This window comes from Pseudoalteromonas sp. P1-9 (assembly GCF_001399975.1).
Taxonomy (GTDB): domain Bacteria; phylum Pseudomonadota; class Gammaproteobacteria; order Enterobacterales; family Alteromonadaceae; genus Pseudoalteromonas.
This window is the reverse complement of the sequence record NZ_LKBD01000056.1, coordinates 1-17940: the sequence shown is the minus strand read 5'-3', so window position 1 is coordinate 17940 and position 17940 is coordinate 1. Positions and strand designations below refer to the sequence as shown.

At 40.2% G+C, this 17940-nt stretch carries 15 protein-coding genes; 10 read left to right on the top strand and 5 right to left on the bottom strand.

The window, feature by feature from the left end; genetic code table 11:
- On the top strand, positions 1–232 hold a 232-nt coding region (locus AN214_RS20700), incomplete at its 5' end, for a TetR/AcrR family transcriptional regulator C-terminal domain-containing protein (RefSeq protein WP_200911152.1).
- Between the two features lie 7 nt (positions 233–239).
- Here AN214_RS20700 and AN214_RS20695 read toward each other — a convergent pair.
- Positions 240–1676, bottom strand: a complete 1437-nt coding sequence (locus AN214_RS20695; RefSeq protein WP_054981451.1) for a serine hydrolase domain-containing protein — start codon at positions 1674–1676, stop codon at positions 240–242.
- A gap of 134 nt (positions 1677–1810) precedes the next feature.
- Between AN214_RS20695 and AN214_RS20690 the strand changes: the two genes are divergently transcribed.
- Entirely contained in the window at positions 1811–3361 is a 1551-nt protein-coding gene (locus AN214_RS20690; protein WP_054981450.1) for a winged helix-turn-helix transcriptional regulator, read from the top strand.
- A 349-nt stretch (positions 3362–3710) separates the two neighbouring features.
- Positions 3711–4145 (top strand): hypothetical protein, encoded by a 435-nt coding sequence (locus AN214_RS20685; RefSeq protein WP_054981449.1) that lies wholly within the window; start codon positions 3711–3713, stop codon positions 4143–4145.
- Between the two features lie 162 nt (positions 4146–4307).
- Here AN214_RS20685 and norR read toward each other — a convergent pair whose 3' ends face one another.
- Positions 4308–5894, bottom strand: coding sequence for a nitric oxide reductase transcriptional regulator NorR (gene norR, locus AN214_RS20680; RefSeq protein ID WP_054981448.1), 1587 nt, complete (start codon positions 5892–5894; stop codon positions 4308–4310).
- A gap of 182 nt (positions 5895–6076) precedes the next feature.
- On the opposite strand from norR, the gene AN214_RS23105 reads away from it, so the two are divergent.
- From AN214_RS23105 to hmpA, 3 genes are all read left to right on the top strand, one after another.
- The gene (locus AN214_RS23105) at positions 6077–6370 is read left to right on the top strand and encodes a hypothetical protein (protein ID WP_152960826.1); all 294 of its coding nucleotides are present in this window, start codon (positions 6077–6079) and stop codon (positions 6368–6370) included.
- 20 nt (positions 6371–6390) lie between these two features.
- A complete protein-coding gene (locus AN214_RS20670) occupies positions 6391–7608 on the top strand; it encodes an NnrS family protein (protein WP_054981447.1) in 1218 nt (405 codons plus the stop codon).
- 85 nt (positions 7609–7693) lie between these two features.
- Positions 7694–8884 (top strand): NO-inducible flavohemoprotein, encoded by a 1191-nt coding sequence (gene hmpA, locus AN214_RS20665; protein WP_054981446.1) that lies wholly within the window; start codon positions 7694–7696, stop codon positions 8882–8884.
- An 89-nt stretch (positions 8885–8973) separates the two neighbouring features.
- Here the strand turns inward: hmpA and AN214_RS20660 are convergent, their stop codons facing one another.
- Together AN214_RS20660 and AN214_RS20655 are read right to left on the bottom strand one after the other, a co-directional pair.
- Positions 8974–9696 carry a LytTR family DNA-binding domain-containing protein gene (locus AN214_RS20660; RefSeq protein WP_054981445.1) on the bottom strand — a complete coding sequence of 241 codons (723 nt, stop codon included), beginning with the start codon at positions 9694–9696 and terminating at the stop codon, positions 8974–8976.
- A gap of 2 nt (positions 9697–9698) precedes the next feature.
- Entirely contained in the window at positions 9699–10757 is a 1059-nt protein-coding gene (locus AN214_RS20655; RefSeq protein WP_161805705.1) for a sensor histidine kinase, read from the bottom strand.
- A gap of 281 nt (positions 10758–11038) precedes the next feature.
- Here AN214_RS20655 and AN214_RS20650 point away from each other — a divergent pair, with 281 nt between their 5' ends.
- Genes AN214_RS20650 through AN214_RS20640 form a run of 3 tightly spaced genes read left to right on the top strand, consistent with a single transcriptional unit; the run spans position 11039 to position 14207 of the window.
- The gene (locus AN214_RS20650) at positions 11039–12022 is read left to right on the top strand and encodes an SDR family oxidoreductase (protein ID WP_054981443.1); all 984 of its coding nucleotides are present in this window, start codon (positions 11039–11041) and stop codon (positions 12020–12022) included.
- Positions 12023–12040: 18 nt separating this feature from the next.
- Positions 12041–13384 (top strand): NTP/NDP exchange transporter, encoded by a 1344-nt coding sequence (locus tag AN214_RS20645; RefSeq protein WP_054981442.1) that lies wholly within the window; start codon positions 12041–12043, stop codon positions 13382–13384.
- A 31-nt stretch (positions 13385–13415) separates the two neighbouring features.
- Positions 13416–14207, top strand: coding sequence for a class I SAM-dependent methyltransferase (locus AN214_RS20640; RefSeq protein ID WP_054981441.1), 792 nt, complete (start codon positions 13416–13418; stop codon positions 14205–14207).
- Positions 14208–14324: 117 nt separating this feature from the next.
- On the opposite strand, the gene AN214_RS20635 is transcribed toward AN214_RS20640, so the two are convergent.
- Entirely contained in the window at positions 14325–15167 is an 843-nt protein-coding gene (locus AN214_RS20635; RefSeq protein WP_054981440.1) for a LysR family transcriptional regulator, read from the bottom strand.
- Between the two features lie 203 nt (positions 15168–15370).
- Here AN214_RS20635 and AN214_RS20630 point away from each other — a divergent pair.
- Positions 15371–17940: hypothetical protein (locus tag AN214_RS20630; protein WP_152960825.1), on the top strand; the 2570-nt coding region annotated here is incomplete at its 3' end.

Below are 17940 nucleotides of genomic sequence, written 5' to 3'. Positions count from 1 at the left end.
CCCGCTGAGAGGCAGCATTCCGCTGGCAAAATACTTAACCCATTTGCACCAACAAAATATGCTCGATGTCGACGACGCAGAATTTGCCGCAAAGCTATTGATTGAAATGATTAAAGGGCGTTTGCATATTAAAGCGGTATTGTTACCAAATGAGCCAATTAGCGAGCAAGAAGTGCAAGAACATGTTGATAAAGCGGTTGCCCGCTTTTTAAAAGCGTATGCAACGGCTTAAATGTTAACTAAAGCTTGTTTTTAATTTCGTTGATTTTGGTCGCATATTTGCTTTTAGATGACGCCAGTTGTTGTGCCTTGGTAAATTGTATAAGTGCATTTTCGTATTGAGATGTTGCAATGTACGCATCTGCTAAGCTGTCATATACATTTTCAGATTGAGGATGAGCCTCAACATTAAGTTTAAAAAAGGCGATCGCTGCATCAAACTCATTAACTTCTAGTAATTCGTAGCCAAACTGATTTAAACGTCGTTCATTTAGGCCGTTATTTTGGCTGACTTGTTGTTGGTACCATGTAACAGCGTACTCCAGACCATCTTCTTTTAAACGTTTATATAAAGCTTGGTTTTTTCTCAGTTGCACAGGGTTTATTGGCTTACCATACATTGTATTTATAATATTGTCCGTAATAGCAGTCATCGGCGCCCCCCCAGTGTTGTTCAAAAGTACAATTAGTACATTGTCCTCGGGAATTCGAGCTATATGGGCATTAAACCCCTGTATGCCGCCTCCGTGATATAGCTTAGTTAGTGGCTGGCCGTATTTAGCAGAATCGAGCTGTGATACGAGCCATCCAGCAGCATAGTTATAATGTGGAGAAACTGTATACATTACGTTTGTGAGTTTGGGAGATAGCAGGGTATTGTTTGCAAGTGCACGGTCCCAAAGTAGTAAATCATCTACTGAGGAATATATGCTACCTGCTGAATAAGGAACCGACATATCGATAAATGGTGCAGGTTTTACACCAGCGAGTGTGCGCTCGTAACCATTAACGCGATGTGTGATAAAGCGACTCTGCCCGTTAAAGCCGCTATTTAACATGCCGATGGGGTTAAAAATTTTCTCAACAAGTATTTGCTCAAAGGTTTTTTTGGTTACCCGCTCAATGATATGACCTAGGATTGTATAACCAGCATTACTGTATTTAAATTGTGTACCGGGCTCAAAAAGTAAATCTTCACTACAAAGTGTTTTAATAAATTCTCTTACTGAATAAGGGTTACGCGCTTCAATTCGCTTAAAGTCTTGTAAGTGGAAAAAGTTGCCCAAGCCAGATGTATGCGTAAGCAGTTGGTGAATGGTGATTTTTTTACCTGTGTCTGCACGATATTCAGGTATGTGATCAATTATTTTATCATTCAAGTTTATTTTTCGTTGTTCAACTAACTGGAGTATTAGCATTGCTGTAAATTGCTTTGTTACTGACGAAATACGAAATCTTCCTGTTACTAGATGGTCAACATCCCATTCAAAATTCGCTTTGCCGTATCCTTTTTTTAATATTGGCTGTCCGTTTTTTGCAACTAACACGACACCGTTAAATTGCTCGAGTTGGTTATATTGAGTTATCAGTGAGTCAATTTTTTCGGGGATACTTTGTGATGTCGAATGACTACTGCACGATAAAAAGATAAGACTAATTAAATAGATTAAACGCATTGTACTTCCTTAATAAAATGGAGTTTAAAAACGTAAGCCAAGCATTAAATAAATCTAAGTGACTTATCGTGACAAATGGTGACAAACATAAAAAACATAAATAAAATAATGGATTAGGAGTTTTAGGAGAGAACATGGCTTGTTATAAACTAGGTGATGAATTAATGCTTGACGTCGCGCAACGAAGCTTGACGAAGTTTGGAGTAAAGGTCGAATTATCAGAGCTATCCTACCAACTTTTAAAATGCTTAGTTGAACATGCACCGCATTTAGTTTCGCACCAAGAGTTACTCGAACAAGTTTGGCAAGGTAAAGTTGTATCTGAAGACACCATTAAAAAGCGCGTATCTCGTTTACGCGAAGTCATTCAAAAAGCCGTACAGCAAAATAGTATTGTTGCCGAAAGAGGATTGGGATATCGATTTACTCTTGAAATCACGCCATTAGAATCGCCAACCAATACCTTTGTCTCAGACGTTAATTACCCAAAATATGTTGTTTTTGCTCTAATAGCGAGTTTGATTTTTGCTGTTGTTTTCATAAGCAATACACTTGTTAGAAAGCCTGATATGAATAGTGTTGCTGGTCAAATAGATGCTCCAGATACACAACAACTTCTAAGTGAAGTGAGCCAATATTTAAGCTTACGCGACGAACAAGACATTAATCGCGGCATTTTGCGACTGGAACAATTACTAAATCAATTTCCCAAACACCCCGCTGCTTTATGTGCTTTAAGTGATTTGTATTTGGTTAAATATCAGCTCTACCAAGCAGAACGTCAACCGCTTGAATATTCAATTGATTATGCAAATAAAGCCGTTCTAGACCATCCAAATGAAGCGTGGGGTTATGTAGCGCTTGCTAATGGGGAGATTTTGGCTGGAAATATAACAAAAGCACTCGGTCATCTTCAAAAGGCCATCTTGCTAGCGCCTAACTGGGTAGATGTTTATGTGACACAGTCTAGAGCGTATCGCGCAATTGGCGACACCTCAAACGCATGGAATAGTATTAGTGTTGCATATAGAAAACAGCCAGATAATCCGGTAGTTAAGCTTGAACGTGCGAATGTATTAATTACAAAAAATATGTTTAGCTGGGCTCAAAGAAGCATTAGTGAACAACTTCTTCAATCAAATAATGATCCTTTTGTTAGAATAGCGAAAACAGAACTGTTACTTGCCACTAAACAGTATTTAGCAGCGTTAGATTGGCAAGCACAATTGCATTCTGAGTTTCCAAAGTCATTTCAAGTCACTTTTTTAAATGCAATCACCAACGATTTAAATGGAAAACCTGATTTAGCAGATAGAGATTTTAAGTACTTGGCTAAGAGAGCCACGGTATTTTCATCAATATCCCAATTGTTTTTAGCATTACGTGGACCTTCCAATAATACGTTGCACGATAATAAAGCAAATGAGTTATCGATTTCGTATTTGGCGCGTGCCCTTTACCCACTCACACTTGGTGAAAGTGAACAGTTTTTAGTGCAGTTAAAAGCTGCAATTGAACATAATTTTGCTACAGAATATTTTTTGCAGATGCCAAGAATTCAAACAGCGGTTTTAAGTGAGTCAAATGAAACGTCAAATACTCACTCAGCGTTTAGGCAAATTAAAGAGAGCCTGTACATTATAAATCAGCAAAAACGTATAAAACGAGTGCCAATTAAATCGTGAGTATTGTGTGAATGAAGGATGTACCCATAAATCGTTAAATCAACATAAAATTAAATATCATGTTGATAAGGCGTCACGTGCTTTTTAAAAGCTTATGCCACGGCTTGAAAGGGTTAATGCTTTAGACAGTCGAGTCGACTCTATTTGTTGCATATTAAGCTAGTAGAGCATTTAGCTGTGATTCCACGTTTAGCCGCGTTATGACATACTGGATGAAAGTGGATTGGCGCTAGATAATAGTTGCAGCTAACGAGCTTTATCGCCAATAATTAAACACTTAAACTAAAGTGCATTTGACACCAATTATTACAAAGCAAATATATTCAAAGTTCAGATTTTAAGCGCAATTATGAAACAAAAAAAACGGATATTTTTATTACTAATAATTCAGCTGTTCTTATCGTGGTTATCACTAAGTAAAGATTTGATTTTTATCGATTATGAAAATTATCGATTTAACGAAAGAGCGACACTTGATAACGTTTTAGAATACGCAATTTTATTGCCATTAATGATGGTAGGGTGTTCAATAGTTAGTGGCGTTTTTGCTTTATGTTTAAATAAAAAAAATATATTCGACTTCGTTAGTAAATGCGCTTTTTTTGCAGTTTCAGCGGCCACTATTTCGGGGCTTTTATATCTTAGTTATAGGGTAATTATGTATGGCCCACAAAAAGAGGGCTTGATGTTCATTTTATTTTACCCAATAGTCGGCTCTATAGTATTTGCTGTGAGTACTGTTTTATGTTCAATACTCTTTTTTGTTAAAAAGAAACATGACTAAAATAATCTCAAATACGCGTTGCATTTGGCTTACTTCAAATTAGCTGTGCGTAAACGTATTCTTTGATAATTCTGTTTTGTTCAAAAAGTAAACAGTTCGACTTTTGCATGTTGCATATAACCATTTTTTATCTATCGCCTGTGTTTATTCACAAGCGTCAAATCAACTAATCTGCTTTGTTACACTTATGCCAAGGCGTTTTGCAAGGCGGGTTAAATTAGCGCGGTCGGTGTTAAGCTCTCGTGCTGCGGCTGACCAATTACCATGATGGGCTGTTAGCGTATTGCGTATCATCTCACTTTGAAAACGCTCTGTGGCTTGTTTCAAGCTTTCATCTGGTTTTAGTAAAAACTGCTGCGTTTGAATTGGACCAGCCTTTGGCTCATCGCTACTTGTACCTTCAATTGTTAGCTCTCTTACTAATTCACCACAATCTATGGGATTAATAATCACGATGGGTGATTTTACATTGACCGATGCTTTAAGTGCCGCGCGGCTGATCACGTGCTCTAGTTCGCGCACATTGCCCGGCCAATGGTAGGCATTTAAATACGGTATAACCTCTTGTGATAGTTTAAGCTGTTGCAAACCAAGTTTGCGGCGAGATTGCTCCACAAAGTAACCTGCAAGCAAAGCAATATCACCATTTCGTGCACGCAGTGGTGGAATACTCACCGGGTAAACACTTAAACGGTGAAATAAGTCTGCGCGAAACTGACCACTTGCCACTTCCTCTTTTAAATCACGGTTGGTTGCTGCAATAACACGCACATTTACATGTTGAATGTCGTCTTGCCCAACAGGTTGAATTTCATTGGATTGCAGTGCGCGCAGTAGTTTACTTTGCGCTGCAAGCGGCAGTTCGCCCACTTCATCTAAAAACAGTGTGCCACCGTCGGCTAATACAAATTTACCGGCGCGATTTTTATCGGCACCGGTAAAGGCACCTTTTACATGGCCAAATAATTCACTTTCAATTAAATTTTCGGGCAGTGCTGCGCAGTTAACATACACCAAAGGTTTATCAGCGCGGTTAGATTCAAGGTGTAAGCGCCGTGCAATTAGCTCTTTACCGACACCCGTTTCACCTTGAATAAGCACACTAAAGGGCGACGCGGCAACTAAATTAACTTCTTGTTTTAGCTTTACCATGGCTTGGCTGTCGCCAATCAATTCGTTGCCATCACGGGCGATGACTTCTTGGCTAAGTTCCGCCATTAGTAAATGCGAACGTGAATTGCGCTGCTCTAACTCATCGAGTGTCAGGGCGATTTTTAAGGTGGCTGCAGCGATGGCGGCTAGAGCATCGAGCTTGTCTTGGCCTAAGTCGTCAAAAGCGTTTGGCTTTAGTGAGTCAAAGGTCAAAATGCCAATTAAACGCTCGGCAAAATATAGTGGTAGGCCCATACAAGCATGAATTGGTAAATCACCCGGGTGATCAGCAACCAGGCCATCATACGGGTCGGGTAAGGGGCTCGATGATGCAAAACGCACAGGTTCTTTTGCTTCACAAATTGCTGCAAAACGCGGATGCTCGCTAATAACAAAACGCCTGCCGAGCGTGTCGGGTGTAAGCCCTTTAATCGCAAGTGGTTTTAATACTTCCCCACGCAGCGCTAAAAGCGCAATGGCCTCACACTCAATCACAGTCGCAAGGGTTTGTAACAGTTGCTCAAACCTGTCTTGATTGTCGAGACTGGTCACTTGCGCTTTTGCAAATTCCACTAAGGTAAAAGAGTTAATTGCCATACAAAATCACCCATAAACACATCTGTGTCATTATGACTTATTTTTACGATGTGTCAAATTGACTTATTTGTTAGTTTTTAAAAGCACTTATTTTAATTAACTACCTGATTAATATTAATAAATTAATTTTGGCATTATTGCTGCTATATCAAGCTGAATTTAAACAATGTGAAGGCTTAATTATGCAGCAAGTTGTTAATGAGACTGCGTTTATCAATCATGAGCGTGCGCTAACGCTTACACAAAACAAGCAAAAAGACGTGTTTAGCTTAACTAAGCAAGTGGGTAATTGGTTAATGCTGGTGCCGGTTAGTTTGTTTATGAGTTGTTTGCTGATCAGTTACCCATTTGCTGAGTATTTTTCTATTGGTCAACAAATTGCTGCCCACATTGGCACTATGGTATTTCCCGCATTATTTAAAATTGGTTATGTGATCCGTTGTATTGGGCAGCATGGCTTAGGCCTTCGCGTGTAGTGAAAAGGAAGGAATAAGCAATGTTACACATTCAAGAACCTTTGGCTGAAAACTCAACGCAACGAGCCACATTAGCAGAGCACCCGCTTTTTCAGCTGGCATTTCGCTCCAGCTTTATTTTGGGGGCATTAGCGTCGATTGTCGCCATGACTATCTGGCTTGGCTTTTTAAATGCGTGGTGGCAGTTAAACCCAACAGGGCTTACGCCAACGGTATGGCATCTGCACGAAATGCTATTTGGCTTTGGTGCCACCATTGCCACTGGTTTTGTGTTAACTGCGGTGCAAACCTGGACCGGCAGGCCAAGCATTAAAGGGCTGCCCTTAATGGCACTGGTTAGCTTGTGGTTGGTGATTCGCGTTTTGTTTTTTGTTAATTCAACCGCAACCGTTATTTTGGCAACTGTGCTGCAAGCTCTTTGGTGGATAAGCGTCATAGCTATTTACTCGCACATAGTGTTGCTTGCTAATAACCGCCGTAATTATTTGTTTATACCGCTATTTAGTGTGATGGCACTTCTTGAAATGGCACTTTTAATCAGTGAGCTAACCATTGATACCGCTCAGGCACTTCATATTGGCCGCACTATGGTGCTGATGTTTGGCATTTTGATGGGCATAGTCGGTGGTCGTGTTATTCCATTTTTTACTCGTAATGGTGCCAAATTAGTGGCAGTGTCACATCCTAAGCTATTAGACCCGCTGTTACTTATTACCTCATTGCTTGGCGCCTTGGTGTTTTTCAGTCACTTTTATATTTCACTGCCGTTATCGCCTGCGTATTTAATGATTGCTGCAGGGTGTTTACACCTTAGCAAATTAGTTTTTTGGCAAAGTAATAAAACTGCAGGCATTGCTCTTTTATGGTCGCTTCATGTGTCGTATGGCGCGCTTGGTGTTGGTCTAATTTTACTCGGTTCAAGTTATTTCACACCGCTTATCGTTTTTAGTTCAGGGCTTCATGTAATCACTGTGGGTGCGATGGGACTGATGATCTTATCTATGATGAGCCGCGTTTCACTCGGTCATACTGGCCGCGTATTGATGCCCAAACCCATTATCAGTTATGCATTTTTACTCTTGGCTTTGGCCGCAATTATTCGCGCTTTACTGCCTTCTTTGGGTTATGCCCACCTAGCGTGGCAACTAAGCGCAATGCTCTGGATAACCGCATTTGCCATGTTTATTTGGGTTTATTTACCCATTTTGAAAGCGCCTCGACAGGATGGACTTCGTTAATTCTTAATTCTTAATTCTTAATTCTTAATTCCTTATTTTTTTATTTCTTATTTCTAACAATACGTTGCAACACACGAGGTAAACCATGTTACAACAACGTCATATCGATATTATTAAAAGTTTAGTGCCGCTATTAACCGAAACAGGTCCGGCACTGACTGAGCATTTTTATCAACGACTGTTTCACCATCATCCTGAATTAAAAAATATTTTTAATATGAGCAATCAGGCATCGGGTCGTCAAAAAGCCGCACTTTTTGAAGCCATCGCAGCGTATGCCCAGTACATTGATAATGTGGGCGCATTAAAAAGCGCAGTGGAGCGCATCGCTCATAAGCACACAAGTTTTAATATTCAACCCGAAATGTACCAAATTGTGGGCCATCACCTTACCGAAACCCTACGTGAATTAACGGGCGAATTATTTACAGCTGACGTAGAAGAAGCATGGACTGCCGCATATGACTTTTTAGCGTCTGTGTTTATTCATCGTGAAGGGGAGCTTTATGACAGCCGTGCACAAAGCCAAGGTGGTTGGCGCGATAGCCGCCCGTTTGTGGTGAGTGAAAAAATTAAAGAATCTGAATTGGTCACGAGTTTTGTATTAACACCAGAAGATGGCAAAGACGTTGTTGGCTTTTTACCGGGGCAATATTTAGGTATTTCGGTGCAACCTAAGGATCACCCCTTTACTGAAATTCGCCAGTATTCGTTATCTACCAAACCAAATGGAAAAAATTACCGCATATCGGTTAAGCGCGAAGTGGGCGAACCAAACGGGATTGTATCTAATTACTTGCATGATCATATGGAACTGGGCGATACCCTTTCAGTTAACGCACCAGCAGGTGATTTTTTCTTTGAAGATAAACAATCACCTGTGGTACTGATTTCAGCAGGGGTAGGGGTTACCCCAATGCAATCGATGTTAGAGTATTTAGCTGCGCTAAATTATGAACACGATGTGTACTACTTACATGCCTGTCAATCAACAGAGCTGCATTCGTTTAAAGTACGTACTGCGGAGCTTACTGCTTTAAATAATTGGCAAACCTACACTTGGTATGAAGACGTGAATGATGACAACAATCAATCAACAACTACTTTTAACGGATTGGTTGATTTAAATAATGCCCGATTACCATACGGGCAAGCGCACTTTTATGTGTGTGGCCCAGTCGCCTTTATGCGTTTTATCAAAAAACAATTATTAGATATGGGAGTTGGCAGTGAGCGTATTTATTATGAAGTGTTTGGCCCACATGCGGATTTATAACGGCTGGAAACAGCAAAAACGTAAAAAATAGCTTTGGGTTATCTTTAATATAAAGGTGCTGTTGCTGGATAAAAGTAACAACGCCTTTGCTAACAAAGCTTTTCCTGTAGCTTTTCTCGGAATTGATCGCCAATGGGTATTTCAATCTCACCCAGCTCTAAATACTGGTGCGCATAAGCGCTAATGTAATCTAGATTCACAATAAACGAGCGGTGCACGCGGGCAAAGTTGCTTGGCAACTGGCTTTCAAAGGCACTCATACTGCTTTTGATAATATGACTGCCATCGTGCAAAAAGATTTTAATGTAGTCTTTCAACCCTTCTACATATAAAACATTGTCGAACACTATGCGTACTTGCTTGCGGTTTTCACGCACAAATATCGCATTCGGCGTTTGTTGCGTAGCCACACTTGGCTCAGCGTGGGGTGTCTTTGCAATGCGTTGTTTAAACTTTTCAATGGCTTTAAAAAAGCGCGAAAACACAATGGGTTTTAATAAATAATCAACCGCATCTAGTTCAAACCCTTCAATGGCATAGTCGCGATAGGCGGTAGTAAAAATCACATAGGGCTTATGCGCAAGGTTTTGATAAAAATCAGTGCCTTTTAATACCGGCATTTCAATGTCTAAAAACAATAAATCCACGCTTTGGTTTTGCAATAGTTGATGCGCTTCAATGGCGCTGCTGCAGCTGGCAACGAGTTCAAATTCAGCAAACTGCGCTAAGTGCATTTCAATCAGTTCGCGGCCAAGTGCTTCATCATCCACAATAATACAGCGATAGCCATTTTTTTGAGTTTGCACTGCCATGTTTAACTTGCTTCCATATTGAGTGTGAGAGTTGCTTTATAACTCTCTTTTGTTTGATCAATCGTAATTGAAAATGCGTTAGGGTAGAGCATTTCCAATTGCTTGGTCATATTGGTTAAGCCCACACAAGGCGAATCGTTATTGGCTTCACTGTGCTCAGGTATTGAGTTCTTAACCTCAAAGGTAATTGCATCAGAATTAGAGGTTAACACAATGTCGACAAACGCGATATTTAGCTCATTACTGGTGCTGTGTTTACAGGCGTTTTCCACCAAGTTTAATAACAGTAGAGGCGCGATGGTATGGGGATAATTTATCTCGCTAGAGAAGCTCACTTTGAGTGTATCTGACTTACGAATACACTCTAAATCAAGGTAGTTTTGAATAAGGGTAATTTCATTATTTAGTGATACGTAGCGCTCGTTACAGCGATATACCACGTAATCTAAAATATCAGCCAGCTTTTCAATTACCAGGGGTGTTTGGTCGGACTTTTTAAGTGCCAGTAAATACAAATTATTAAGTGTATTAAAAATAAAATGCGGGTTTAGCTGATTTTTTAATGCGGCTAACTCGGCTAAGTTTTTCTGCTCTTTTAATTCCAAAATGTAGCTTTGTTTTTTGTAAAACTGCCTTGCCATAAGCACTGCTGTTGGGAAAAAAAGTTGCGGCATTTTCGAAAATATAATGTATTTAAATGCCCAAAAGCTAAATAAACGATACTGAATACCTTGGTCCTGCGTAACATACAGCACATTTTGATAGGTCTCTGGGTAACTCGGTTCGATATAAAAATAGCGAACTGCAATCACCCAGTATGCACCAAGTAAAAGTACACCCAATAACGCGGCGATAAAAAGGGGCGTTTGGTCTTTATCAAGTAACTTGGGCACTAAGAACTTTAAGGTGACAAATGCAACAATGGCTTGCGCAAACACAATGCTGCCGATGGTCTCTATTATTTCTTTAAATGATGCGTAGTTTTCCCAGTGCGGCCCCATGTTCAGTAAAAACACCAATATCCAAAACGCTAACAGCCAAAGGCGTGTGCTGTTAAGCATCGTTATGGAGTTGCTTGCTTTATTTAACTTATTCAACATCTTAGTTTGGCAGCTCTGAATCTACTGGGGTATCGCTTTCACTATATCTCAATACTAAATCAAAGGGCTAGTGTGTAGACAAACGCATCGTTACTGTCGACAAAAACAGCTTTTCTGTCGCTTTTTAGCAAAACGCCCATATCAACAACTTAATCGCTAGTTATAAGGGATTGGTCGAGTAAATACACACGCGCAAGAAAACCCATAACACTGAGTCTTACTTTTAATAGCAGGACATTATTATGCGTTTACTCATCACCCTTTTTATTTTAACCACACACATCGCGTTTGCTGATAACAGACAAGCCGCCCTTGAGGCATCACATGCAAAAGCAGCAACAGTGCAAAACCAAAAAGCCATTTTGGTTACTGGCGCAAGCTCTGGCATTGGCCGCACAATCACTGAAACGTTAGCCAGCCAAGGGCATTTTGTATTTGCAGGCGCCCGAAAGCAAAAAGACATTGATGCACTTAATCAACTTAAAAATGTGCAAGCAATACGATTAGATGTAACCATTCAGTCAGATATCGATGCAGCAGTAAACACAGTTAAAGCTTCGGGCAAGCAGCTTCATGGCCTTGTTAATAATGCCGGTGTTGCGGTGTTTGGCCCATTAATTGAAATTCCAGAACGCGATATTCAGTTTCAAGACAACGTCAATGTAATGGGGCCTTATCGCATTACTAAGGCGTTTGCGCCACTAATCATCGAAAACAAAGGGCGCATTGCCAATATCGGTTCCATTTCAGGGCTGATGTCGAGCACCATGTTTGGCCCTTACAGTATGACAAAACATGCGATCGAAGCGTTTAGTGAGGCATTGTCATCAGAAATGCGTAAGTTTGATGTGAAAGTCAGTGTTATTGCGCCTGGAAATTACAACTCCAATATTATGAAAAACCTGAAACGTCGCTTGGAAAAACAAGGGCATCATTTTGCCAATTCGCGCTATCAGGATGAATACAAACGTTTTGCTAAATTTACCAACCCAGATCGCAGCCGTTTTAAGGCGCCCGATGATGTTGCCAATGCGGTTGTGAAAGCCTTATTCGATGAAACACCCCATCTACGCTACCTAGTGGTACCCAACGAGCAAGAGGCCATGCTGCCAATTAAAAACACGCTGAAAAAAGTAGCCGAGCTCAATGCCTCACATGCGTTTACGTTTGATAAAAAGCAGATGCTTGCATGGCTGTCGCACGAAATCGACAAAGCAAATCAGTAGCGTGTAAGGAGTGATAGCATGACCAGCCAAACACGTAAATTGAGTATTTCAGGTTTATTAAACACCTTATCGCAGGTTAAATCGAACGAGTTAACCGCCACACTCGCGGCATTTATTATGGCGTTTATTTTAATGGCGGCGTATTTTGTGCTGCGTCCAGTGCGAGACGCCCTTGCCAGTGATTGGAGCGACAGCGAGGTGAGTTTTTTATGGAATATGCAGTTTGTTATTAGCTTAGTGATTGTCTCTGTGTATGGCTTTGCGATTGATAAGCTCAAGTTTAAGTACATAGTGCCAACCGTTTATAGCTTATTTGCTGGCAGTTTTATCGCGTTTTATTTTTTAATGCCGCTGTTTTCCTCCGCCGTTTTGATTGAAAAGACCTTTTATGTGTGGGTGAGCGCATTTAGCTTATTTCATATTTCGGTGTTTTGGAGCTTTATGTCCGACACCTTTAATCAAAAGCAAAGCACACGTTTGTTTCCGATAATCGCAGCGGGCGCAAGTGCTGGGGCGATTATTGGCCCGTCTATCCCGTCACTTTTTGGCAGTGTATTAGATGAAGGGCAGCTTATGTTAATCGCCGCATCGGCCTTAATGCTGGTGGTGCCTCTCACTTTATATATTTACCGCTTAAAGCATACGCAACTGCACAATACGCAGCATAGTTTTGATGCAACAACGTCATCATTGGCACAAGGCTGGGCAAGCGGGTTTAAATCACTTATTTCAAATCCAAAACTGTTAGGCATTGCCGCATTTATTTTGCTGTATGTATTTATCGGCTCATTTATTTACTTTGAACAAAAACAATTACTGGCGCCGTATTCGCGGGCAGAGCGCACACAAATATTGGCAAGCATTGATTGGTTTGTGAATGTACTGACCTTTGTTATGGCGTTTTTTGTCTCTGGGCGCTTAGTTAAAAAAGCGGGGCTAGGTGTGTCTTTGGCGCTAGTGCCACTTTTGTTAATGGCTGGTTTATTGATTTTGGCATTTGCGCCAAGCGTGATGGTGATTTTGGTAATTCAAATTGTGCGCCGCGCAGGTAACTACTCACTTACTCGCCCTGCAAGAGAAATGCTGTTTACTCAAGTAACGGTAGATGAACGTTTTAAAGCAAAACCGGTAATTGATGTCGCCGTTTATCGTGGCGGCGATGCGGTAAGTGGCATGTTATTCGCGGGGTTAACCGATGGTTTAGGACTTGGATTATTTGCAGTCTCACTGGTGGGAGCGAGCATTGCGTCACTCTGGGCATTCTTTGGTTTTTTGCTCGGACGAGGGTATACAACCCCACAATCTCCGACGGCGAATAACGCTGAATTAACAGCATTAGAGGCAAGCCGTTCAAATGCGTAAAGCGTGAACGGACGGCCTTTTTGGAGGGAATATGCAAAATACACTACTTACACTCATTATGGTTTGTTTGAGCTTTTCATGTATTGCTTATGAACCGCTCTCATTCGCTAAATTGCAAACACTGTTAACAGAGCCAAGCCGCTCAACTGAAGATAAACAGCACGATGCAAATAGACAGCCAGCCCAAATAATGCGTTTTGCAAGCGTTGCCAGCGGGCAGAGCATACTTGATATTTATGCAGGTGGCGGTTGGTACAGCGAACTGTTTGCTCGTGCTGTGGGAGAGCACGGCAAAATGTATGCCCACAACGATGCGCTTACTTGGCGTTTTGGCAAAAAAGAAATGTTGGCGCGGTCTAAGCGGCAAATACTCAAAAATATGATGCGCTTTGACCAAGTAGCAATAAAAGATATTCCGCTGCCTTCGTCGAGCATTGATATTGCGTTTATGGGCATCAACTATCACGATTTGTTTTTTACCCATCGATATCGCAATGGTGAATTGCAAATTATGCGTAATGAGGTTGTGGATTATCGCGAGGCCTTTAGCCATATAAAAAACTTACTTAAGCCAGAAGGCGTGCTGATCATTATTGATCATCATGCTAAAGCGGGTTCTGGTTATGACGCTGCCAATGACTTACACCGAATTGACGCAAATATTGTGAAATATCAGCTGCAATCGTTGGGGTTTAGTTTAAAAGAAGAAGCCTTTTATTTGCAAAATCCAAACGACGATTTGGAACAATCGGTATTCGCAAAAGGCATTCGAGGCAAAACCAGTCGCTTTATTTTAAAGTTTGGTAAAGCAGAGCAACATTAGCGTTGGCAACAGTGTTTATTTAATAGTGGTTATTAAAAGTGCATATTCAAAAGTAATGCCTTAGAACAGCATTACTTTTTATAAGGTGAGTACTTATTCGATTAAAGTAACTAGCCGTTACTTTAATCGTAATTGAATAAACTCAGCGAGTTTATCAACTGCGTGCGATTCTTCGCTTTGTTTGATTAAGCTAATGCCTACTTCGCCAAGTTCTGGTAATTGGCTGGTGGATTTTGCCCAGTTTAAGTCGTTTGGTACCGTGTGTTTGGCAAGTACGGTAATGCCTAAGTTTTCTTTGAGTGCGGCGCTAATGCCAGCAAGGTCGGCATTGGTATACACAATACGCCACTTTAATCCCGCTTTTTCCAGTGCTTCAATGGCGCGGCGGCGATAAATACAGCCTTCTTCAGCGGCAATCAGGTTAACTACTTCGGTATTAATCTTATTTACATCACCTACCCAAACGAGCTCGTCATCCATAAAAATAGGGTACTTTGATTGCTCAGGGCCTTCGAGAAGCGCCAAAATTAAATCGTATTGTTCGCGGTTGTCGCTGTGGCGCAGCTTTTTGCTAAGCTCCGATTTCACTTCTAAAGCAATATCTGGGTAAAGGCTAACAAAGTCACCAATAATGGCAGGCAACACGGTTGCGGCAAACTCACTTGGAATACCTAAGCGCACTTTACCTGCTAATACTTCAGAACTAAAGGTTTGCAAAATGGTGTCGTTTACTTGCAGCAGTTGCTTTGCTAGCGGCATTAAAATTTCCCCATGCTGGTTGAGTACTTGGCGCTGGCCTTGTTTTTTAAACAGCTTATTACCTAATAACTCTTCTAAACGCTTAATCTGCAAACTTACTGCAGGTTGCGATAAACCAAGCAATTCACCCGCTTTGGCAAAACCGCCAACCTCAACCACAGTAATTAAGGTGCGCAAGCTATCGGTTGGGATATTTTTCATAAAGCACTCCAAACATTAGATTTTGAAATTTATTTTTGTTTGATGATTAGTATTATTTATTAATTTATTTAAAAATACAAACTAGTGATAAATTAATAAAGCGTTTATTTGCTTTCTTGTACAATTTAAAAACTACTGTGTGTATGAATAGGTAAATAAACGCTGTATAGTGTTTCAACTATATAATTTAAAAGGGATTTGAAATGAGAAAACTACACTCCTTCTTATTGGTGTGCTTGTCGTTACTAATACCACACACCTCGCAAGCGCAATTTACGATATCCGAAAAATATCAATATTTTAACTCTGATATTTCTGTAATTAAAGAAACTAGCAGTTATCCAGATAACATTACGAGTTTTGCAGGCTTTGTTTTTTTTGTTGCGTCTGACAATGATAAAGATGGACAAAGTGCGCCGGGTGCTCGCCACTTATATAAACTAACACCTTCAACGAATGCATTTGAATTGGTATTAAATAACAGCCAAAGCGCGTTTGAAGATGTTAGCGAACTTAAAGTGTTTAACGATAAGTTATATTTTAAAAGTGCTGGTACTATTTACGCATTGGATAACCAATTAAACGTTAGTGCAAATGATGATAGCGTCGTTTATTCAGTCGTTGACTCGGAATGGGTGAAGGGTGAGCTGATTATTGTTGCGGATTTAGGCTTAGGTAAAGAACTGTATAAGTTTAACGACGGAGAAACACAGTTAATCACGGATTTTAACACTGGTGAAGGTGACGGCATCACGAGTAACTTAATTACTTACAATGATGAATTATATTTTGGTGCTGATAATGGAACCGAAAATAACCTCTACCGTTACCAACTCGAAAATAACGAGATATTGAAGGTTAGTGACCTTAATAAGGATGAAAACCCAAAGGTTAAATCGTTAGCGATATTGGATCAAAGCCTTTACTTTAATGTTTTTGTAGACAATATTGAGGGAGAGCAAGGTGCATCAAAAGGTACCAAAATATTTCGCGTGCGAAATAACCAAATAGAAGACGTAATTTACTTAAGTTATTTTCGGTTTACGATGGAATCGGCAAGTAATCAGCTGATCCTTGATGGAGCGCATAAAGATGGCTTTATTTATGGTGATGGTAATGAGTGTTACTCGGTTGATCCTGGCATTGCAATTGTAGGTCTTAATCCTAGCACGCTAAAAATAAATTGTTACTTAAATATGGGTAGTTTAGATGCGAGTTTTGGTGCTAATTATGTGTTGACCGACAATGCTATGTTCATTAATTTTATGGACACTAACGGCTTCACATTCAGCGCAAACCGATTCTTATATAAGGCAAACTTAGAAACGGCAGAAATAACGGTTATCTACGAGCCTTACTCTTGCTTTGAAAATGATGACTATCTTGAGTTTGATTTAAACTGTCATATGCGGAGTATGGGTCAAACAATAGTCAATAACAAACTATTTATCATGAGCAAAGAGTCGCATAAAGGAGTTGAGCTTGCGGCAGTTGATACAGCAAATAGTGACATTGAGATAATTGATGTAAATACATTTGAAAACAAATCACTGTTTAAATACTTAGAGTATGCCCAACAAAACTATCTATTTTTTGCTCCTTATTACGATGCGCATGAACGAGATACTCGCGCACGTAATTATTGTGGGTTGCGCATTAATAAAGAGTTAAAACTTAATGATACGAGATGTTACAGCGCTGCTAATTTCTCACCAATAGTGTTCAATGGTCATGATAGAACTCGTTATTACGATGCATTAGGAGGCTTTGATTATTTAGGCGAAATAATCCAGATGTATGAACGACAAGACACTATTTGGTTTGATGGTGATGTTAACTACTATAATTATGTTCATTTAGAGTCGCCAAACTATAACAAAACGTTACGTAAAACGCCTTCTATAGCGAAAGGCGATATGTATTATTTTGCGTTTGTGCACGGTGATACCGAGGTTTTATATGCATATAACGTAAAAGCGAAGTTACATCAGGTTGACTGGAAACTCGAATTGCAAGTAGGAGCGCGCATACAGGGACTCTACGAGTTTGATGATACAGTGTATTTATTGGTCGATAATAATGGGCAGGGAGAAATATTCCAACTTGATGGCCAATCACTTACCTTAGTTAGCACGGTGTTTGCAATTAACTCAAATTTTAAGCCAATCTATATTGATGATAAGCTGTTTTTTATTGGGTACCGTCAAAGCGGTGAAGAGCAAACGATACTGCAATATGGCTTCTCCGATAATAACATTGTGCCGGTGATAGGTGATTTAACCGTGCCAAATTTGCAAAGTTTCGCTTTGTTTGATAACAAGTTTTTTGTTGTTTCATTAGATGGCGGCACATCAGGTCTTAGCTATATAGATGTTGTTGATCCAATTTCAAAAGAACCGGTTGATTTAGGCAATGTAACTAACCCATTAGATGTTATTCGGTTTGCTGACGGTATTTATTTTCAAGCAATTAATAGTGATGCTAGCCCTGCACTGTTTTCGTTAACGGCACCTGAAAAGCATCATAGTCCAGTTATCGATTTTGCAGACAATATAGCGCAAGTTAAACAAGGCGAAGACTATGTATCGCGCTTAGAAGTGAGTGATATTGATGGTGATGATATTGTAGTAATGGTGGCCTCACCAAAATGGCTTACTTATGATAAGCAATCGCAATCGCTTGTGGGCCGTGTTGTTGACTTTGAACAAACGGGTGTACAGGACGTTCAGTTAGTGATCACAGATGGCTACTTTTATGAAAATGTTGAGTACTC

Excerpts from the sequence above, each read along its gene's own strand:
- AN214_RS20695 (WP_054981451.1), bottom strand. The coding sequence starts at position 1,676 with ATGCGTTTAATCTATTTAATTAGTCTTATCTTTTTATCGTGCAGTAGT.
- norR (WP_054981448.1), bottom strand. The coding sequence starts at position 5,894 with ATGGCAATTAACTCTTTTACCTTAGTGGAATTTGCAAAAGCGCAAGTG.
- AN214_RS20690 (WP_054981450.1), top strand. The coding sequence starts at position 1,811 with ATGGCTTGTTATAAACTAGGTGATGAATTAATGCTTGACGTCGCGCAA.
- hmpA (WP_054981446.1), top strand. The coding sequence starts at position 7,694 with ATGTTACAACAACGTCATATCGATATTATTAAAAGTTTAGTGCCGCTA.
- AN214_RS20645 (WP_054981442.1), top strand. The coding sequence starts at position 12,041 with ATGACCAGCCAAACACGTAAATTGAGTATTTCAGGTTTATTAAACACC.
- AN214_RS20650 (WP_054981443.1), top strand. The coding sequence starts at position 11,039 with ATGCGTTTACTCATCACCCTTTTTATTTTAACCACACACATCGCGTTT.
- AN214_RS20670 (WP_054981447.1), top strand. The coding sequence starts at position 6,391 with ATGTTACACATTCAAGAACCTTTGGCTGAAAACTCAACGCAACGAGCC.
- AN214_RS23105 (WP_152960826.1), top strand. The coding sequence starts at position 6,077 with ATGCAGCAAGTTGTTAATGAGACTGCGTTTATCAATCATGAGCGTGCG.
- AN214_RS20685 (WP_054981449.1), top strand. The coding sequence starts at position 3,711 with ATGAAACAAAAAAAACGGATATTTTTATTACTAATAATTCAGCTGTTC.
- AN214_RS20640 (WP_054981441.1), top strand. The coding sequence starts at position 13,416 with ATGCAAAATACACTACTTACACTCATTATGGTTTGTTTGAGCTTTTCA.
- AN214_RS20635 (WP_054981440.1), bottom strand. The coding sequence starts at position 15,167 with ATGAAAAATATCCCAACCGATAGCTTGCGCACCTTAATTACTGTGGTT.
- AN214_RS20660 (WP_054981445.1), bottom strand. The coding sequence starts at position 9,696 with ATGGCAGTGCAAACTCAAAAAAATGGCTATCGCTGTATTATTGTGGAT.
- AN214_RS20655 (WP_161805705.1), bottom strand. The coding sequence starts at position 10,757 with ATGCTTAACAGCACACGCCTTTGGCTGTTAGCGTTTTGGATATTGGTG.